The 19,595-nt window shown below is 64.1% G+C and carries 16 protein-coding genes; 6 read left to right on the plus strand and 10 right to left on the minus strand.

The annotated features are described in order from the left end of the window. Positions 1–72: 72 nt before the first annotated feature. Both ACKTEK_RS07935 and ACKTEK_RS07940 read right to left on the minus strand, forming a co-directional pair. On the minus strand, positions 73–1,431 hold the full coding sequence (locus ACKTEK_RS07935; protein WP_409164688.1) for an amidase: 1,359 nt from the start codon (positions 1,429–1,431) through the stop codon (positions 73–75). A gap of 16 nt (positions 1,432–1,447) precedes the next feature. Next, the gene (locus ACKTEK_RS07940) at positions 1,448–2,770 is read right to left on the minus strand and encodes a nucleotide sugar dehydrogenase (RefSeq protein WP_409164689.1); all 1,323 of its coding nucleotides are present in this window, start codon (positions 2,768–2,770) and stop codon (positions 1,448–1,450) included. Positions 2,771–2,933: 163 nt separating this feature from the next. Between ACKTEK_RS07940 and ACKTEK_RS07945 the strand changes: the two genes are divergently transcribed. Next, a complete protein-coding gene (locus ACKTEK_RS07945) occupies positions 2,934–4,346 on the plus strand; it encodes a mannose-1-phosphate guanylyltransferase/mannose-6-phosphate isomerase (protein WP_409164690.1) in 1,413 nt (470 codons plus the stop codon). Here the strand turns inward: ACKTEK_RS07945 and ACKTEK_RS07950 are convergent. Both ACKTEK_RS07950 and ACKTEK_RS07955 read right to left on the minus strand, forming a co-directional pair. Continuing rightward, entirely contained in the window at positions 4,331–5,599 is a 1,269-nt protein-coding gene (locus ACKTEK_RS07950; protein ID WP_409164691.1) for an O-antigen ligase family protein, read from the minus strand. The two genes, ACKTEK_RS07945 and ACKTEK_RS07950, sit on opposite strands and share 16 nt — an antisense overlap. 47 nt (positions 5,600–5,646) lie before the next feature. After that, on the minus strand, positions 5,647–6,318 hold the full coding sequence (locus ACKTEK_RS07955; RefSeq protein WP_409164692.1) for a GDSL-type esterase/lipase family protein: 672 nt from the start codon (positions 6,316–6,318) through the stop codon (positions 5,647–5,649). A 179-nt stretch (positions 6,319–6,497) separates the two neighbouring features. Between ACKTEK_RS07955 and ACKTEK_RS07960 the strand changes: the two genes are divergently transcribed. From ACKTEK_RS07960 to ACKTEK_RS07970, 3 genes are all read left to right on the plus strand, one after another. After that, positions 6,498–7,658: a glycosyltransferase family 4 protein gene (locus tag ACKTEK_RS07960; protein WP_409164693.1), complete on the plus strand. Its 1,161-nt coding sequence runs from the start codon at positions 6,498–6,500 to the stop codon at positions 7,656–7,658. 127 nt (positions 7,659–7,785) lie between these two features. After that, a complete protein-coding gene (locus ACKTEK_RS07965) occupies positions 7,786–9,507 on the plus strand; it encodes a type I secretion system permease/ATPase (protein WP_409164694.1) in 1,722 nt (573 codons plus the stop codon). Positions 9,508–9,523: 16 nt separating this feature from the next. After that, positions 9,524–10,867 carry an HlyD family type I secretion periplasmic adaptor subunit gene (locus ACKTEK_RS07970; RefSeq protein WP_409164695.1) on the plus strand — a complete coding sequence of 448 codons (1,344 nt, stop codon included), beginning with the start codon at positions 9,524–9,526 and terminating at the stop codon, positions 10,865–10,867. Positions 10,868–10,882: 15 nt separating this feature from the next. On the opposite strand, the gene ACKTEK_RS07975 is transcribed toward ACKTEK_RS07970, so the two are convergent. Continuing rightward, positions 10,883–11,356, minus strand: a complete 474-nt coding sequence (locus ACKTEK_RS07975; protein WP_409164696.1) for an MgtC/SapB family protein — start codon at positions 11,354–11,356, stop codon at positions 10,883–10,885. A 135-nt stretch (positions 11,357–11,491) separates the two neighbouring features. Here ACKTEK_RS07975 and rpe point away from each other — a divergent pair, with 135 nt between their 5' ends. Together rpe and ACKTEK_RS07985 are read left to right on the plus strand one after the other, a co-directional pair. Next, a complete protein-coding gene (rpe, locus tag ACKTEK_RS07980; RefSeq protein WP_409164697.1) occupies positions 11,492–12,187 on the plus strand; it encodes a ribulose-phosphate 3-epimerase in 696 nt (231 codons plus the stop codon). A 105-nt stretch (positions 12,188–12,292) separates the two neighbouring features. Further along, complete coding sequence (locus tag ACKTEK_RS07985; protein ID WP_409164698.1) at positions 12,293–12,469, plus strand: hypothetical protein; 177 nt, start codon at positions 12,293–12,295, stop codon at positions 12,467–12,469. Positions 12,470–12,538: 69 nt separating this feature from the next. On the opposite strand, the gene atzF is transcribed toward ACKTEK_RS07985, so the two are convergent. From atzF to ACKTEK_RS08010, 5 genes are read right to left on the minus strand one after another with little or no spacing between them, the layout of a single operon-like run. Then, positions 12,539–14,365 (minus strand): allophanate hydrolase, encoded by a 1,827-nt coding sequence (gene atzF / locus ACKTEK_RS07990; RefSeq protein WP_409164699.1) that lies wholly within the window; start codon positions 14,363–14,365, stop codon positions 12,539–12,541. 23 nt (positions 14,366–14,388) lie between these two features. Further along, positions 14,389–16,020, minus strand: a complete 1,632-nt coding sequence (locus ACKTEK_RS07995) for a dipeptide ABC transporter ATP-binding protein (protein ID WP_409164700.1) — start codon at positions 16,018–16,020, stop codon at positions 14,389–14,391. Positions 16,021–16,031: 11 nt separating this feature from the next. Beyond that, a complete protein-coding gene (locus ACKTEK_RS08000; protein ID WP_409164701.1) occupies positions 16,032–16,949 on the minus strand; it encodes an ABC transporter permease in 918 nt (305 codons plus the stop codon). Next, a complete protein-coding gene (locus ACKTEK_RS08005) occupies positions 16,946–17,971 on the minus strand; it encodes an ABC transporter permease (protein ID WP_409164702.1) in 1,026 nt (341 codons plus the stop codon). Before ACKTEK_RS08005 ends, ACKTEK_RS08000 begins: the two co-directional genes overlap by 4 nt. Before the next feature lie 4 nt (positions 17,972–17,975). After that, positions 17,976–19,583, minus strand: a complete 1,608-nt coding sequence (locus ACKTEK_RS08010; RefSeq protein WP_409164703.1) for an ABC transporter substrate-binding protein — start codon at positions 19,581–19,583, stop codon at positions 17,976–17,978. Positions 19,584–19,595: the final 12 nt, after the last annotated feature.

The following is a 19,595-nucleotide window of genomic DNA, read 5'->3' on the forward strand; positions in this document are numbered from 1 at the left end:
TAATCGCGATGTGTGCAGCGCAACATCAGTGAGACTGCGCAGATTGTGTCGGTTTGGCGACGATTTCAGCTGCTAGGTGCGCAGCGGCGCGAACGCCTGTTCCGCGGCGAATGCGCAGGCGAAAAGCGCCTCGTCATTGCCCGGTACGCCCATCAGCATGAAGCCGACAGGTGCAGACAGATCCGGCGTCACAGGTAGCGAGATGGCGCAACGGTCGAGCCAGTTGCCGACCGACGGGTTGCGCAGCAGAAGCAGGTTGTTGCGCGTATAGCCGTCGTCGCTCGCCACGTCCTCGAACTTCGGCGGGACGATGGGGATGGTTGGCATGACGATGGCGTCGTACCCGGCAAAGACCTGCTCGGCCTGGTCGATCATCTCGCGGCGCGCCAGCAGGATGCGGTCATACTCGCCCTCTTCCTGCGTCTCGGCGCGGCGGATGCGCTTTGACACGCGCTGGTCGAACTCCGCTTCATGTTGTGCCAGCCGACCCTTGTGGAAGCGCAGCGCCTCCGCCGTGACCAAACCGCCACGCGCGTTGATCTCCGGCATCCGGTCGAGCGGATCGAACGTCACGTCTTCCAACGTCGCGCCAGCCTTGGCGAGCGCGTCCAGCGCGGCCTCGTAGGCGGCGGCGACCGTCTGGTCCATGTTTTCCAGCACGTAGTTTTTCAGCACGCCGAGGCGCAGCGACGACACATCGCGCGGCTCCGGCGCGGTCGGCGGACCACCTGCCAGCACGCCGAAGGCGCGCGCGCAGCAATCGACCGAGTTGCCGAGCGGGCCAATGGAATCAAGGCTCGTGGCAAGCTCCACAGTGCCGTCCTGCGGCACGCGGACCGCCGTCGGCTTGTAGCCGACGATGCCACAGCAGGCAGCGGGAATGCGGCACGAGCCGCCGGTATCCGTACCAAGCGTCAGAGGCACGATGCCTTCGGCGACCGAAACCGCACCACCCGAAGATGACCCACCAGCCACACGGCCCACGCCGCGCTGCCACGGCGAGGCCGGATCGCCGTAATGGGCGTTCATGCCGAGGCCGGAGAACGCGAACTCGGTCATGTTGGCGCGGCCGAACGGGATGAAGCCCGCAGCACGCAGCCGCGCCACCGGCTCGGCGTCCTTCGCCGCCGGCGGGTTGCTCGCGAGGATTGTCGACCCCGCCGCCGTGACCTGCCCCTTCACGTCGAAGAGGTCCTTGATGGAGACCGGGATGCCGGCGTAGGGCGACGGCGCGTTGCCTTCAGCGCGCGCCTTGTCAATGGACTCGGCCTCGGCGCGGATTGTGTCGGCGTCGATTGAAATGAACGCGACATCGCCCTGGTTGGCAGAACCTTGCGCGCGCTCGAGCGCCTCGTCGACAAGGGCGCGGGCGGTCAGCTTGCCGGATTCCAGTTCGCCGGACAGCTGCGACAGTGTCTTGTGGTCGGTCATACTCGGTTACTCTCTCTCAGGCCTTCAGCAGGATGCCGCTGACGTCGCGGCGGGCAAAGGCGTTGCGTGTATCGACGATCAGCGGGGCGTAGCTCGCGATCATGTCGTAGTCGAATGCATCGTGGTCGGTCGCGAGCAGCACGACATCGCGGCTGGCGACATAATCGGGCGCAATCTCGACGCTGCGGCGGCCCGAAAGGCCGGGGTGGTTGCGGGTCGGCTTGATCTCGGGGATGAACGGGTCGGCATAGTCGACCTCGCAGCCCAGCCCTTCCAGCTTTTCCATCAATTCCAGTGCCGGGCTTTCGCGCAGGTCATCCACGTTCTTCTTGTAGGCGGCACCGAGCACCAGCACCCGCGCGCCCTTGTAGGGTTTGCCGGCATGCTTGGAGAGCGCAAGGCCCACTTCCGTGACCACGTGGTCCGGCATTGCGCGGTTGATCTCGCCGGAAAGCTCGATGAAGCGCGTGTGCATGCCGAATGCGCGCGCCCGCCACGTCAGGTAGAATGGATCGACCGGGATGCAATGCCCGCCCAGGCCAGGGCCGGGATAGAACGGCATGAAGCCGAAGGGCTTCGTCTTGGCCGCGTCGATCACCTCCCAGGCATCGATCCCCATGCGCGCGTAGATGACCTTGAGTTCGTTGACCAACGCGATGTTGACCGCGCGAAACACGTTCTCGGTGATCTTCACCGCTTCCGCCGTCTTCATGTCGCTGACTTCAACGACCCGGTCCACAATTTGGGCGTAGAGCGCCGAGGCGCGCGCCAATCCGCCCGGCGTCGATGCGCCGACAACCTTGGGGATCGAGCGCGTGTCGAAATCCGGGTTGGCCGGGTCTTCGCGCTCCGGCGAATAGACCAGGTCGAAATCCGCGCCAGCCTTCAGCCCGGAGGTTTCGAGGATCGGGACGAGCACCTCATCGCAGGTGCCTGGATAGGTGGTCGATTCCAAAGACACGAGTTGCCCCGACTTCAGCACCTTCGCGATCATCCGCGCGGTGTCCTCGACATAGGTCAGGTCAGGATCGCGGTGGGCGCCAAGCGGCGTCGGAACGCAGATGATGATGGCATCAGCGGCACGCAGTTCAGCCGAATCCGTCGTGCCCGTGAAGCGCTCGGACTGCGCCAGCTCGCCGATCAGGTCATTCGCGATATGGCTGATATAGCTGCGCCCCGCGCCGATGGCGTCGATCTTGGCCGCATCGACGTCGAAGCCGATGACGTGGTGCCCGGCTTCGTGGAACGCCAGCACGATGGGAAGACCGACATAGCCGAGACCGATCACCGCGATGCGGGCTTCGCGATTGTCCAGCCGGGAGATGAACGCGTCCGTCATGCGACCCTTCCTGTTTCTGCCGCGCCGGTCATATCACGCAGGCGCAGCAAGTCCACGCGGATCGGGCGCACCACACGCGGTTTTCATCGCCGTCCCGATTGGCTATACGGGCTGAACGATTCAAAGCGGCTTACAGAACGCAAGCGCAAGCATCCAGAAGGTCATGGCTTCCATCGTACCCGTTATCCTGTGCGGCGGCACCGGCCAGCGTCTCTGGCCTGTCTCGCGCGCGGCCCATCCAAAGCAGTTCCACCCGCTGTTCGACGACATGTCGCCGTTCCAGGCCACTGTCGAGCGCGTGCAGGGCGAGCTGTTCGCCGACCCCATCGTGGTCACGGGCAATGACCACCGGTTCCTCGTCGCCGACCAGCTTCGCCACATGAATCGCAGCGCGACCGTGGTGCTGGAGCCGCTGCGGCGCGATTCCTGCGCGGCCATCGCAGCAGCAGCCGAAGTCGCCGTCCGCAATGATCCCGACAGCCTGATCCTCATTCTCGCAGCCGACCACGCGATTCCTGATACCGCAGGCTTCCACCGCTTCGTGGAACGCGGGGCGAAGGCCGCCGAAGCCGGGCGCATCGTGACCTTTGGTATCCGCCCGTCCGAACCGGCAACCGGCTATGGCTACATCCTGCCCGGCGAGACCATCGACGGACTGGATGGGGTCAATGCGATCTCGGCCTTCGTGGAAAAGCCCGACCGGGAGACCGCCGAGCGTTACGTGGAAGACGGCTATTTGTGGAATTCCGGCAACTTCCTGTTCCGCGCCCGCGTTTTCCTCGAAGAGCTGGCTGAACTTGCCCCCGACATCGCCAAGCCGGTGAAGCAATCGGTCGACAAGGCGCAGACGGACCTCGATTTCCTGCGCCTCGACCCGGCCGGCTTCGCGCTGGCGCGCGCCACCTCCGTCGATTACGCAGTGATGGAGAAGACCTCGCGCGCAGCCGTCGTGCCATCGGACTTCTCTTGGTCCGACATCGGATCATGGGGCGCGGTCTGGGCGCTGGCCCAGAAGGACGATGAAGGTAACGCGGCGGTGGGACGCGCCATGTTCCACAAGTCCTCCAATGCCTTCGTGCATTCGCCCGACACGCTGACGGCGGTCCTCGGCCTCGACGACGTGGTGGTTGTGACCCTGCGGGATACGGTCCTGGTGGCCGCTCGCGACAAATCCGAAGACGTGAAGGCGCTGGTCAACCGGCTGGCGGAAGCCGGTCACGTGGAGGTCAGCGAGCACACCCGCGTCTACCGCCCCTGGGGCGACTACGAGCAGATCGACCGCGGTTCGCGCTACCAGGTAAAGCGCATCACGGTGAAGCCCGGCGGGCGGCTTTCGCTGCAAAGCCATCGCCACCGCGCGGAACACTGGGTGGTCGTTTCCGGTACGGCGCGCGTGACGGTGAACGGCGAGGAATTCGAGCTCACCGAAAACCAGTCGACCTATATCCCGCTGGGCGCGGTGCACCGGCTGGAGAACCCCGGCCAGACACCACTGGAACTGATCGAGGTCCAGTCGGGCGAATATCTCGGCGAGGACGATATCGTCCGCTACGAGGACATCTATGGGCGCGACTGAACCGCTGCCCCGGCCTCGCCACCGCGGCACTCGTCGCGCCACACGGCGGCCAGCAACGTGCCCAGCACCACGCAGAAGAACCAGCCGACGCCGAAGATCTGGATCGGGCTGTTGAACGCCGACATGACCAGCATCTCGACCAATGCCGCTTGCCCGATAGCAGCCCACGGGCCTGCCGCCCAGAACGCGGATGCCAGCGCCCACCAGAGCCAAAGCAGCACCGCGACACCCAGCAGCCCGAAGGGAATGGCGAAAGCCAGCACCTGGTTGTGCGGATCACGCGGGCCGATGTCGTCGACCCGCTCGGTACCCGCGGAGTTTTCACGGTAGAGCTGTGCGATCGCCCCGGTACCGCCGCCAATCAGCGGATTTTCGGCGACGTATCCCAGCCCCTTGCGCCACAGAAACATGCGGATGCCGGAACTCGTCGGAAGGCCGGTCCTTTCGGAAAACGCGATCTCGGTTTCGATCGCATCGAATTTCTGGCGCACCTTCGGTGACGCGAAATAGAGGAGCGGCGCGGCGACCGCGACCGCCACCACGGCAGCGACAACCCCGCGCCACCGAAAGGCCTGCACGCAACCAAGCGCCGCCAGCGCCAGAAGCATCAGGATGCCCGTACGAGACGGCGCGATGAAGACCACGTGCAGCACCAGCAGGACAGCTATGCCCGCCAACCCGGCCGCCAGCTCACGCTTCGCCGACCGCAACTGCAAAGCAAAGAGCGAAAAACCGTATGCAGCCAGCGCCGCACCGGTGTTCATCAGCGTGTAGGTGCGCAGCGGAACCCCGGCGATCTCCGCGCTCTCTGGCCAGAATGGTGCGTCCGGCCAGACCGCGTGCAGGGTGGACAGCGCCAACAGGACGAGCAGGCCGGCCAGCGCTGACAGAAGCACGCGTTCCGGCCAGCGCCCGCGCGACAATGCCAGCGTCAGCGCCGGAATGAAAAGCAGCTTGAGATGCCCGGAGACATGCTTGCTCATATCGGGAAGCGTTGCGTCGCTCCAAAGCGTGCCCAGGGCAAACAGCGCAGCGAGAGCAGCCAGCGAGAGCACCAGCGGCTTGCGCCAGTGGAAGCGAAGTTTCTGGAAATCGCCGCGGAAACCGAACAGCAGCATGAAGACACCGGCGGCCAGCCCGGTTGCCGTCACCGAAAGCCACATGGCCGCCGCGAGCACCACCGCCACCCACTGGGTGGCGTTCCATTCCTGGGTGATGCGGCGCAGCCGCAAGGTGAGATTCAGGATCGACAAGCTGGCCTCGTTTCGATGGGTGGACCGGACGTTTCCGCGCCGCCGTGTCAGGGCCTCGCGCCATATAGCAGCGGACGAAGCGTGTCGATCCAAACCCGGTATCCGTCGGCGTTCAGGTGCAATCCGTCGTCGGTGTAGGCGGCTTTCAACGCGCCGCTCTCGTTCGCCATCACCGGCAGGAGATCGATCACCCGGTAGCCATACGATTGCGCCTGCATGACGATGAAGTCATTGAGCGGGGTCAATGTCTCCACCGTGAAGCTTCGCGGCCACGGGTCGGTGGTCGGCAGCACCTTGTGAACGTAGACCTCCGCGCCCGGCACCTCGCGGTGAATGCGCTCAAGCATCTTGGCGTAGAAAGCTTTCGCCTCATCGAAGTCGAGCGTCAGGTCGGAGAAATTCAAGTCATTGATCCCGACCATGATGAAGATCTTCTGGGGCTGGGCATGAAAAAGCTGGTGCACCCGGTAATAGATATCCTGCGCCTGCGAGGCATCGACGCCGAAATTGGCAATGTCCAGGTCCTGAAACCAGTAGGGCCAGTGGCCTTCCGCGATCAGCGAATCGCCGATGAAGATGATGTCGGAATGATGCCGGTCCATGCCCTCGATCTGGCGCTGGACGCGGAACTTATGTTCCTTCACCTCGGTTTTCTCACGGTGCCAGAAATAGCCGAACGTGTAGACCACCCCCAGTCCGAGAAGGAGGTTCAACAGCACGGAAAACGCGAAGATTCGGCGAAATATTTTCAAAGACACCTTAAATCGACCGTAACGGAAGAATGATTTGAACCGGAGCGAGCCTTTCCGAACCGCCTCGCTAACGCGCCACTGAAGGCTTTGCGCGCAGATTATTCAAGGGGTATGCCGGACTTGAGGAAGGCGACAGGGCGGACCGGATGCGGGTTGGTTTCGACACGGCAATACTGGGTGGACAGGTGACCGGTGTCGGCACCTATACCCGCAACCTGTTGTTGGCGATGGCACAAGCCGACCCGAAGATGCGTTTCCGCGCCTTCGCAGGTTTGGGCTGGCGCGACTTCGACCCTTCAGGGTTGAAAGATGATCCCGCCTCCGCCCCCACAGGTGGCGGAACGCGCTCCCACCTGCGCCGCAACACCGTCCTGCGCAATGTCTGGCGGTCTGCGCGCGGCCTCACCTTCTCAAAAAGCTATGCGCGCCAGACGATCGATCTCTACCACGCCTTCGCCGCCGTGCCCCCGGCGACCATTCATGGGGGCAATGGCGCACCATCGATCCTGCTGATCCATGATGTCTCGCATATCCGTTGCCCGCAGCATCACCCGGCGGAACGGGTGAAGTGGCTGGAGCGCCTGCCTCGCGACATTTCCGAAGCCGCCTGCATCAACACGGTTTCGGAGTTCTCCCGCCGCGAGATCGCTGATGTCTATGACGTGGCAGCAGAGAAGATCGTCGTGACCCATCCCGGCGTGTCACAGGTCTACCGACCGGTGCCCCGCGCGAACTCCGCCGCCACGCTCGAGGCCTACGACCTCAAGCCGGGGCAGTTTTTCCTCAGCGTCGGCAGCCGGGAATCGCGCAAGAACCTGCCCGCGATCCTCAAGGCCTATGCAAGTCTGCCGGAAGCTCTGCGCCGCACGCACCCTCTGGTGATCTGCGGGCCTATCGGCCCTGTCGGCTACAAGCTTCCCAAAGGCACGCAGGAACTAGAGCGCAGCGGACAGGTTCGCGTCACTGGATATGCTACTGCCCGCGACCTGAGCTGTCTCTACAGCCAGGCCGCACTGTTCCTGTTCCCCTCCGTCTACGAGGGGTTCGGGATGCCACTTGCCGAGGCGCTGGCATGCGGCGCGCGCGTCGCCTGCTCCGATATCGAGCCGTTTCATGAGGTCGCCGGCGCGCATGCGAATTTCATCGCGCCTGACGACATCGACGGCTGGAGCGAAGCCATGCGCGACGCGGCGGAAACGGCGGTGGACAGCGTGCCCGTTCGCGCCGAGCGCGCAGCCCGAGGCCAGGGCTTCACCTGGGACAAGACCGCTTTCGCCACAATTGGAATGTACCGCAACGTTTCCTAGGACATCCGTGGCCGACCGCTTCAACCAGACCGCGCTGCTTTTGCACGCATGGGTTGATTAATCCGGTGTTAGTCGTGTCATGGTAGTCTGAATTTCAATATCAAGGATTCGGGAAGACCTCGGGACAATGAACCTGCCGCGCACATTGTGGGATTCGCTGGGCGTTACGGGAAAGCTGCTGTCGGGACTGGCGGCTGTGTTTTTCTTCAGCTTCTTCGTGAACCTGCTCATCCTCGTCTCGCCGATCTACATGATGCAGGTCTTCGACCGCGTGCTGACAACCCAGCACCTCGAGACGCTCATCTATCTCAGCATGTTCGCGGGCATCGCCCTCATCGTGCTCGGCCTGCTGGACGGCGTGCGCGGTTACCTTCTCTCGCGCATCGGCGTGTTCTGGGACCAGACGCTGCGTTCCGACCTGCTTCGGTTGTCCATCGACGGGGCGCGGATGCCCGGTCGCGCGGTCGCAAACGTGCTGCAGGACCTGCAAACGGTTCGCCAGTTCGTCGCCTCCCCCGCAATCCTGCCGTTTCTGGATGCCCCGTGGACCCCGGCCTTCCTCTTCGTGATCTTCCTGCTGCACTGGTGGCTGGGGCTGCTGGCAACCGCTGCCGCGGTGCTGCTGTTCTCGCTTGCGCTTGCCAATGACAGGCTTTCGCGCCCCACTCTGGTGGAGGCCATGAAACAGCAGGGACACGTCAACCAGATGTCTGCCGCCTCGATCCGCAACGCGGACGTGGTCCATGCCATGGGCATGTTCGGCGCGCTGTCGCAGCGCCTGGAATTGGCCAATTCGCAGGCCTCCGCACTCCACGGCAAGGCAGCCGAGCGCAGTGCGCTCATCACCGCTTCGTCCAAGGCAATCCGCATCGGCGTGCAGGTCGCGATCCTCGGGCTTGGCGCATATCTCGTCGTGCTTGGTGAACTCTCCGCCGGCGGCATGATCGGCTCGTCCATCATCCTCGGCCGCGCGCTGGCGCCCATCGAGCAATCCATCAGCGGCTGGCGCAACTTCGTCGGCGCGCGCACCGCCTATCTCCGTATCCGCGAGCTGTGCCGGGCAGCCCCGGCCCCGCGCGAGGCCGTGCGCCTCCCCGCGCCGGACGGCAAGGTCAGCATCGAGAATGCCGGCTACCGCGTCCCCGGCCGCGACAAGCCCGTTGTGCAGGGCGTGAAGATGGATATCGAGCCCGGCACGGTGGTCGCCATCGTCGGGCCCTCGGCCTCGGGAAAGAGCAGCCTGTGCCGCATGATCGTCGGTTCGTGGACGCCGATGGTCGGCAATATCCGTCTGGACGGCGCGGACATTTCGCAATGGAACCAGGCCGATATCGGCCAGCATGTCGGCTACCTGCCGCAGTCGGTCGAACTGTTTGCCGGCAGCGTGAAGGACAACATCGCCCGCATGGGAAACCCGGACGACGCCACCGTCGTCGAGGCCGCGCAGCTTGCCGGATGCCATGACCTGATCCTGCAGCTTCCCAATGGCTACGAGACTGATATCGGCGAAGCCGGTGCATTTCTGTCCGGCGGCCAGCGCCAGCGCATCGGGCTTGCCCGCGCGCTCTACGGCAAGCCGAAGCTGATCGTACTGGATGAACCCAACTCCAATCTCGACCATCTTGGCGAGCAGGCACTCGTCAACGCCATGAGCGAGATGAAGAAGATCGGATCGACGATCATCCTCGTCAGCCACCGCCTGACCATCTTCGGGCCGGTCGACAAGATCGCCGTGATGCAGGACGGGATGCTCGATCGCTACGACGACCGCGACGTCGTCATGCGCCAGCTTGCGCCGGGCCGAAACATCGAGAGCGCGAGGCCCGTCGTCCAGTCGGGCGTTGCGTGAGCGGAGAGACAGGCCAATGAGCATGATGTCGCTTGCCGCCGCCGATGCTGCGGCCCCAGCCAGCAACCGCCCTGCCCTGAGCACGCTCATCCGTGGCCCGTTCGGCTTCGGCCTGATCGTGGTGCTGTTGTTCTTTGTCGGCCTCGGCGGCTGGCTGATGATCGCGCCGCTTTCCAGCGCCGCCATCGCGCCTGGCATCGTCAGCCCTGAATCGGCACGCCAGACCGTCCAGCACCTTGAAGGTGGCATTGTGCGTGAAATGAATGTCACGGAGGGCGACCTTGTCGAACCCGGCCAGTTGCTCGCCACGCTGGAGCCGACGCGCGCACGCGCTGAATTTGGTGCCCGCGAGCGACAGTGGGTGCGGCTGTCGGCCATCCGCCAGCGGCTGGAGGCCCATCAGGCCGGCGCGGAGGCACTCAGCTATTCCGGAGAAATCGCCGCGGTCGACGATCCGGACCTCGCCGCGTTCCGCGACAACCAGCTAAGTCTTTTCAGGACCCACCTGGAATCGCTCGACCAGCAGGAAAACATCTACGAATTGCAGATCATCCAGCTTGGCCAGGAAGCGGCCGCGCTCGACCGAGAAAACGCCGGTCGCAAGCGCCAGCTGGAGATCCTCGAAGAAGAGCTTGCCGACAAGGACGTACTGATGAAGCAGTCGCTGGTCCGCAAGCCCGAGATCTTCGCGCTCCAGCGCGCAGCCGCCGAGATCGATGCCGAAATCGCGGCGAACGACGCGGAAGCCGCGCAGGCCCGCGCCAAGATCGAGGAAACGAAGCTCGCCATCCTCCAGCTTCACAGCCAGTTTCTTGACCGCACCGCCGACCAGCTGATGCGGATCAATTCCGAGATCGCCCAGCTCGAACAGGGCATGATCGCCTCGCGCGACGTGCTCACACGCACGCAGATCATGAGTCCGGTCGCAGGTATCGTTCTCAACGTCCGCTTCAAGACGCCGGGTGCGGTGGTGAAGCCGGGCGAAGCGATCCTCGATATCGTGCCGGTGGGCGAGGAACTCGTCATCAACGCCGAACTTGCCCCGACCGATATCGACGTGGTGCATCCGGGGCTTGGCGCGCGCGTCCACCTCCTGCCGTATGTCAGCCGCTACACGCCCAATATCGAGGGCAAGGTGACGAAGGTCAGCGCCGACACGAAGGTCGATGAAAAGAGCGGCCGCCGCTTCTACGAGGTGCGCGTCGAGGTGCCCAAGGAAGAGATCGCCAAGATTCCGAACATCGAGCTGACGCCCGGCATGCCGGCGGAAGTGCTGATCCTCACCGGCCAGCGCACGGCATTCGAATACATCACCGAACCGATCGTCCGCTCGTTCCGCCGCGCCTTCCGCGAGGACTGACCGGCCCTGTGACGGTCACAAGAAGCGCTTCTCGACGCCGCGCACCACGATCATGATGATCAGCACGATGACCGTCGCGATACCGGCAAGCACGTAGAACCCCGTGCCGCAGGCAACGCCGATGGCACCGGCCATCCACATGTTCGCGCCCGACGTCAGCCCGCGAATGCGTTCCTTTTCGCGGATGATCGCGCCGGCTGCCAGAAACGCGACACCTGCCGTCACCGCCTCTATGAGGCGGATGGGGTCGGCGTTCGCGCCATTCTCGTCGCTGACGGCATGGAACAGACTGATCGCGATGATGGCGAAGGCTGCCGAGGCAACCGAGATCAGCATGTGGGTCCTCAGCCCGGCACTGCGGTCGCGCATTTCGCGCTCGAAACCGACAACCGCCCCGGTCAATGCGGCAAGCCCAAGCCGAACCGTGACGACACCGGCGGTCGAAAGGCTGTTCATTTCGGTCAGTTCGGAAAAACTCGAAACCGGCATCGCGTCGTCCCTCTCGGCTGAGTTGGCCACGCTGCGGGTTGCGCCGATAGGCGATGCGGCGTAAGCCCTCACGCATAATCGATAACCCACGAAAACGCACCTTGCGCGCGTTTGAACCTCAACGCGGAAGCAGCCATGTCGTTCGACAGAACCATCAAGATTGCCCCCTCAATCCTGTCTGCCGACTTCGCCGATTTCGGTCGCGAGATCGAGGCAATCGAGGCGCAGGGCGCCGACTGGGTGCACGTCGACGTGATGGATGGTCATTTCGTGCCGAACCTCACCTTTGGCCCGCCCGCCGTGAAGGCTTTCCGCCGCCATGTGAAGACGGTGATGGACGTGCACCTGATGATCGCGCCCGTTGACCCGTATATCGACGCCTATGCCGAGGCCGGCGCGGACATCCTCACCGCCCATGTCGAAGCCGGTCCACACATCCACCGCACGCTGCAGGCAATCCGCGCTGCGGGCATGAAGGCAGGCGTCGCGATCAATCCCGGCACCCCGGCGCAGGCACTTGAGCATGTTCTTGACCTTGCCGACCTCGTCTGCGTGATGACGGTGAACCCGGGCTTCGGCGGACAGAAATTCATCGACATGTCGGAGAAGGTCCGCACGCTTCGCGAAATGATTGGCGACCGTCCGGTGCACATCGAGATCGATGGCGGCATGGACCCGCAGACCGCGCCGAAGATGGTCGATGCCGGGGCCGACGTGCTCGTTGCGGGGTCTGCCGTGTTCCAAGGCGGGTCGGTCGAGAAGGCTTCGGTCTATGGCGACAACATCCGCGCCATCCGCTCTGCCGCTGAAGGTGCCGCAAAAGCCGCATGACAAACACACTTCGGGGCAATTGAACATTATTCGACGCGGAATCCGCCGAAAAATGCCCTGAAGGTCTTGGTCTGATGTTCTGATTTGGTCGCTAGGCTCAAGGCCATGAAGTACCTAGCTGCCCTATCCCTGCTGGTCGGCCTTCTGTCCGCGATCGACGTCGTCGCCTTCAACGGCGATATCGCCCGCGACCTGCTTCGTGACGCGAAATACCAGGGGAACAAGTTCAGTGGTTCCGTTCGCCGCTACACGAAGCAGATCGAGGTGTCGCACGCCGGCTGAGCGAAGAACGCATTGCGTCGCTGAAACCGCAGCGATTGCGCGCTGCCGCATTGCTTGGCGCTGCGCGCTCTACTCCGCTGCAGTTCCCATCATCGCCGCCGGTTCTGTCGGCTTCATCTGGTTGAGATAGGTCCGCCATCCGCGCAGATGTGTGATGTCTGTCGCACCGTCTGCGGCACCGGCCTCGCACAGGAAGCCCTTGACGCTGGAGCCGTCATCGAGATGCACGGTCCCGATGCACAACGGCTCGGGAATACCCGCCATGAAGCTGCCGAACGCAGGCTTGGGGATGGCCCACACTTCCACCCCGATGGATGCGCCCTCGCCCGCTTGCGCACGCACGAGGCCCGGCCGGAAGGGCGGCCCGCCCGGCAGGGCATAGAAGCGATAGTAGGGCGACGTGGCGCAGGCCTTCAGGAAGCGCCCACCGCGCGAGGTGATCTGGCTGTTGAGCGGCAGGCCCGACATGTGTGCCCCGCAGACGGCAACGGCAATCTCGTCATCGCGCACCGCGCCCGCAGACGCTGAAGCATCCCTGGGCCGCGGCCAGCCCGTTGCGCCCATGGCACCGGCCTCGATCTCGGCTGCGAGCGACGCGGGGCGCGCATCTTCACCGCACCGTGCAAGGATCGTCAGGCTCGCGGGACGGCCATCGCTGCGTTCGCCGGCTGGAACCGCGATACCACACAGGTCGAGCAGGTTCACGAAGTTGGTGTAGGTGCCAAGCCGCGAATTGGGGGTGATCGGATCGGCCTCGATCTCCGCCATGCTCACGAAGGTCGGGATTGTCGGCACGACGATGAGGTCGATACCCTCCATCACGGCCTCGCAAACCGCGCGCAATTTCTTGAGCCGGTAGATGCCCTCGAACACGTCCACGGCGGACAGAGCCAGCCCCGGCGTCACGATGGCCCGCGTCGTGGGGTGCAGCGTGTCGGGTTCTTCCACGATGCGCTTGCCCACCGCGGCGGTGCGCTCCGCGACCCACGCGCCTTCGTAGAGCATGTTTGCCACGTCGTAGAATGGCGTGAAATCGATTTCGTCGACATTAGCCCCGCGCGTGCGCAGGTCGGCGATGGCGCTGCGGAAATGGTCGGCCTGCACCTTGTCGCCGAAAGTTTCCAGTGTCGCTGCATCCGGCACGGCGATCCGCGGCGCGGGCGGCAAGGCTGAACGCACCATCGGTGCGAACTCGCGCGACCAGACATCCGCCGGGTCATGTGCGGCGCTAGCCTGCAACACCTCCCACGCGTCCGAAACCGTGAATGCAAAGATCGATATCGTGTCGAGCGTGCGACAGGCTGGAACCATGCCGGAAGACGACAGCAGCCCGAGGGTCGGCTTCAGCCCGACGATCGAATTGAGCGCAGCGGGCACGCGGCCGGAGCCTGCGGTGTCCGTCCCCAGCGAAAAGCACGCTACGCCATGGGCCACAGCGACCGCCGAGCCGGATGACGACCCACCCGGCACGATGTCTGGATCGACCGCGTTGCGCGGCACCGGGTACGGGGTGCGCACGCCCACAAGGCCTGTTGCGAACTGATCGAGATTGGCCTTGCCGAGACAGATCGCACCGGCTGCGCGAAGGCGGGCAACGGCGAAGGCATCCCTTTGCGCCATGTACTCGAAATCCGGACAGGCCGCCGTCGTCGGCATGGCTTCAACGTCGATATTGTCCTTCACCACGAAAGGCACGCCCCAGAGCGGACGGCCATCGGGCGCGCCCAGCGCGTCCGCTTCGACCAGCGCGGCCTCGCGTGCCTCGTGGATGAAGATGCCGGGATCGGCAACGGCGTCGAGCCGGCGAAACGCTTCTTCGATGACGGTGCGGGGGGCGACACCCTCGCCATAGGCCTGCCGCAGGGCGGCAAGCGTGAAAGGCAGTAGGGAAAGCATGCGAGGCCTCGTTCTCAAAGTCTTCAGGCGGCGGTTTTGCGGGCCGGTGGGTGCGGGGCCGCCGAGAGCAGCTCGCGCGTATAGGGGGCTTGCGGGTTGTCCATGAGGCTCTCCGCCGGTCCGGCCTCGACGATCTCGCCGCCCTTCATGACGATGACGTGGTCGCAGAGCAGCCGCACCACGTTGAGGTCGTGGCTGACGAAGAGGTAGGTCATGCAGAGGCGTGACCTGAGGTCCGCCAGCAGGTTCAGCACCACGGCCTGGATCGACACGTCGAGCGCCGCTGTCGGCTCATCGAGGATGAGGAAGTCCGGGTCCGGCGCGATGGCCCGCGCGATGCCGACGCGCGCCTTCTGGCCACCGGAAAGCTGGTGCGGAAAGCGGTCCAGCAGGTGATCCGGCAGCCCGGTCAGATGCGCGAGTTCCTCAACACGGGCATCCAGCACCTTGCCCTTCAGCCCAACCATGCGCTTCAGCGGCTCGGCGATCGACTGCCGTGCGCTGTGGCGCGGGTTCAGGCTGTCTGTCGCATCCTGAAACACCATCTGGATCTTGGTCCGCAGCGGATTGCGCGCGAACCCGGCAGCCGGGATTGTGGCGAGGTCTTCGCCGCGAAACAGGATCTGGCCGGACGTCACATCGAGCAGGCGCACCAACATCGATGACGTTGTGGACTTACCGCAGCCGGATTCACCCACGAGCCCGACGCTCTGTCCCTCGAAGATGTCGAACGAGATGTCCTTCACCGCGTGAACCGGACCGGACTTGCCCTGGAAGGTCTTCACGAGTTTTTTCACCTCGATCAGCGGCGTTTCCGAAACCTTGTGCGGCTCGAGCGGCGTGCGCATGTCATGCGGCAGCAGCGAGCGGATGGACGCACCGCGCCGGGGCGTCGCGTCGACAAGCTTGCGCGTGTAGGGGTGATCGGGACTGGTGAAGAGCTTCTCCGGCTTCCCCTCCTCGACGATCAACCCGTCCTTCATGACCACGATCCGGTCGCAGTACTGGGACGCCAACCCCAGGTCATGAGTGATGAGAATCGCGGACATTTCGCGCGCCCGCACCAAGTCGTCGACAAGATCCATCACCGCCTTCTGGGTGGTGATGTCGAGGCCGGTCGTCGGCTCATCGGAAATCAGTAGCTTGGGGTCGCAGGCGAGCGCGATGGCAATGACGACGCGCTGGCACATCCCCCCCGAAAGCTCGAATGGATAGGCCTCGTAGCGGGCCTCAGCATCGCGGATCTTCACCGCTTTCAGCGCTTGAATCGCCTTGACCTTCGCGTTGTGGCGCGTGGCGCGCCCATGCTGGCGCAGCACGTCTTCAATCTGGCGGCCGATCTTGCGGATCGGGTTCAGGGCGGCGCGCGGATTCTGGAAGATCATCGAGATCTCGCGGCCGCGAATGTCACGCATGCTGCGTTCGCTGGCACGGCGCAGGTCCACGCCACCATAGACCACCTCGCCGGCCTTGATGGTGCCGCCGGCATCGAGAATGCGCATCAGCGCATAGGACGTCACCGACTTGCCTGACCCGCTTTCGCCGACAATGCCGAGGCGCTCGCCCTTGGCCAGATCGAAGCTGATCCCCTTCACCGCGTTGACCTCGCCGCGGCGCGTCTTGAAGGCGACGTTCAGATCGTTGATCGACAGCATCTCTCAGGCCCTCACGTTCTGCGGCGCGGGTCGACGATGTCGCGCAGACCGTCACCCATGAGGTTGAAGGTGAAGACGGCGAGCATCAACCAGAGGCCGGGAAACAGCGCGATCCACCACTCTCCGGAGACGATGAAGTTCGCGCCTTCGGCGACCATGATCCCCCATTCCGGCGTTGGCGGGCGCACGCCAAGGCCGATGAAGGAGAGGCCCGCCGCGTTGAGGATCGCCCAGCCGAGATTGAGCGAGATCTGCACCATCATCGGCGGCAACGCGTTCGGGAAGATGTGGAAGGCGAGCACCCGCGCGTCGGAATTGCCTGACAGCTTGGCGGCCTGCGTGAAGCCTGCCTCGCGGCGGATGTTCACCTCGGCGCGCACGAGGCGCGCATAGAAGGGAATGTTGATGATCGCCGTTGCGTAGATGATGTTGGCGATGGAATTGCCGAGTGCTGCGACGATGCCCATGGCCAGCACGAAGAGCGGAAACGCCATGATCGTATCGAGTATGCGGTTGAGGATGATGTCCGTCCAACCGCCACGATAGCCAGCAATGGCGCCAAGGAACGAACCGATCACGAAGGACATGGCAACCGCCAGGACCGAGATGATGAGGTCGGTCCGCGTCGCGACGATGACGCGCGAGAAGATGTCGCGGCCGACCTGGTCCGTGCCAAACCAGTGCGCCAGCGACGGGGCCTGCAGCGCGTTGGCCGTATCGGTCGCCAGCGGGTCGTAGGGTACCACGTAAGGACCGATCACCGCCGATGAGATGAGGAACGCGAACATGGCGAAGGCGAAGGCCGTGACCGGGTTCTCCTGAAGCACGTAGGCGATGTGGGAAAGCGTGCCAGCAGATTTTCGCGGCGCAGCCTTCGGTGTGTCTTCACAAGGGGCCACGGTGGCGCTCGGCAGGGATGCGTCGGTCATTGTGAGGATGTCCCGAAGCGGGGATCAATCACCGAGTAAGTGAGATCAATGATGAGGTTAAGGAGAACGTAGAGCAGCGCCATCGCGAGCACGAAGCCCTGCACGGCGGCGTAGTCCGACGCTATGAGCGCCTCCACCGCGTAGGTCCCGATACCGGGCCAGGCGAAGACCTTCTCGACAAGCACGTTGGCCCCAAGAACAAACGAGAAGACCATTCCGAGCGTGGTGACGACGGGCAGCAGCGCGTTTCGGAAGGCATAGACGTACAGCACCTTGCCCGGCCCGAGACCAGCCGCGCGGGCGGTGCGCACGAAGTCCGCCGACAGGGCCGACAGCATCGCCGCGCGGGTCATCCGGGCGATGGGTGCCAACGTGAACAGGGCGAGCGTCGTGGCCGGCATGACGAGCTGCTTCAGCGCGCCGAACCAGGTTTTCCAGTCACCGGCAAGAGCCGCATCGATGAGGAAAAAGCCTGTTACGCGCGGCGGATCGAGATAGATGAAATCCAGCCGCCCCAGTGGCGATGGCGCGATTCCGAGCTGGTAGTAGAAGACATAGATCAGCACGATGCCGGTGAAGAAGGTCGGCAGCGAAACGCCAGCCGTCACGAGTATGCGGCAGAGCTGGTCCACCCATGTCCCAGGCCTCGTCGCGGCCAGCACCCCGAGCGGGATCGCGATGAGGCACGAAAGGATCAGAGCGGTGAGCGTCAGTTCCAGCGATGCCGGCAGGCTTGCTGCAAGGTCGGTGGTGACCGGCTGGCCTGTCGTTAAAGACTGACCAAGGTCGCCGCGGGCCAATTGCCCGACATAGATCAGGAATTGCTGCGGCAGCGGCTTGTCGAGACCGAGCTTCTGGCGAACCTGCTCGATCGATTCTTCCGTCGCCGCCACGCCGGCAAACTGGACGGCGGGGTCGCCGGGCAAGGCGCGGGTGAGGAGGAAGCTGATGACCACCACCCCGATGACGACCGGTACCGCCTGGAGAATGCGGTTGCCGATGGCTGCGCCGCGCCCGGCCATGACCTCAGGCCCCCGGCGTCTTGAGGGTGCGGACGTCGAGCTGGCGATGGAACCAGAACTCGTAGTTGTCGGCACCGTTGAGAGCGACGTTCAGGGCCGGCTGGTAGAGCGGAATGCGCGGCAGGTCCTCGAACGCGATCTCGAACAGGCGCTTGATCTTCGGCGCGTAGTCGGGGTCGTCCATCGGCATGTGCAGTGCCTCGCCGACCAGCGCCTGAACCTCCGGGTTGGAATAGTTTGACGAGTTGAACAGGTGCCCTTCCAGGTAGGCCCAGAAGAAGTAGTAGTCGGGCGTGTTCAGCCAGCCGCCGAAGTTTTCCAGATGGAACGGCAATGACTTCTCGACCAATGCGGCAGTTCGCCAGTTGGCACCGGGGATCTTGTCGATCTCCGTCTTGATGCCAATCTTGCCGACGGCTTCCTGAATGAGGAGCGCAGTTGGCTCCATCCATGATGCCAGATCGGTGGAGATGGAGAGCGTCGTCTCGAACCCGTCCGCGTAGCCGGACTTGGCCATGTGCTCCTTGGCCTTCTCGAGATTGGTCGCGTAAGGCGACTTGCGCGGCCAGGCAGTGTCGGTGATCTCCGCCTCCCCGCCCCAGAGCGGCGCGCCCCGCCCATAGGCGGCATTGTCGAAGATCGCCTCGTACGGCACGGCGAATGCCACGGCCTTGCGCACGTCAGGGTCCTGGAAAGGCTCGAAATTGGTGTTCAGGCACAGGGCGTGGATGCAGTTCTCGATGGGCGTCGAGCGGACGGTGACCTTGTCGGCCAGTTCAGCGGCGTCCTTGTCGGGAATGTCGAAGGAAACCTGAACGTCGCCACGCTCGATGAGCGCGCGCCGGGTAGAGGCAGACGGCACCTCGCGCATGATGATGCGCTGCACCTGCGGCAGCGGGCCGCCAACCCAGCCGTCGTGGCGTTCATAGATGACCTGCTGGCCCTGATCCCAGCGGGTGACCATGTAGGCGCCTGAACCGGCAGTGTTCTTGTGCAGGTATTCCATCGCCCACGGATCGTCGGAGGTTGCGTGCTCCTTGGCGACCTTGGCATTGATGATGAACGGCACCGGCACCGCGAGATCAGGCAGCGACAGCTTGGAGGGGCGTTCGAGCTTGATGACGAAGGTTTCCTCGTCGACGGCCTCGAACTGCTCCGGCTTGGTGTAGCCGCCGGCCTTCATCTGCACGGTCGGGAAGCCGCCAACGCTGACGGCGCGGTCAAACGACCACTTCACGTCTTCCGCCGTCACCTTCGAGCCGTCGGTGAAGACCGCGTCGGGCTTCAGCTTGAATGTCATGGTGAGACCGTCTTCGGACGTTTCCCAGCTCTCGGCAAGCTCCGGCTCGATGGTGGAATAATCGTAGGACAGCCCGCCGCCCGGCGCTTCCTTCGTGCCGAAGGTGACGAGGCGGTCGTAGCAATTCACCGCGACCTGGTAACTCGCGCGGTTCGTGCCCGTGCGGTGCAGGTCGAGGCTGTTGATGGTCTGGCCGCTAACCGCAACCAGGGTATCGCTGGATGCGGCATAAGCGTCGATAACACGCGCAAATGGCAGGGTTCCGGCGAGCGCGGCGCTGGCTTTGAGGAAATTGCGTCTGTTGAACGACATTTTCGCAACCTT

Origin of the sequence: Tepidamorphus sp. 3E244, from assembly GCF_046159835.1 — a bacterium.
Classification (GTDB): domain Bacteria; phylum Pseudomonadota; class Alphaproteobacteria; order Rhizobiales; family Tepidamorphaceae; genus JACKJK01.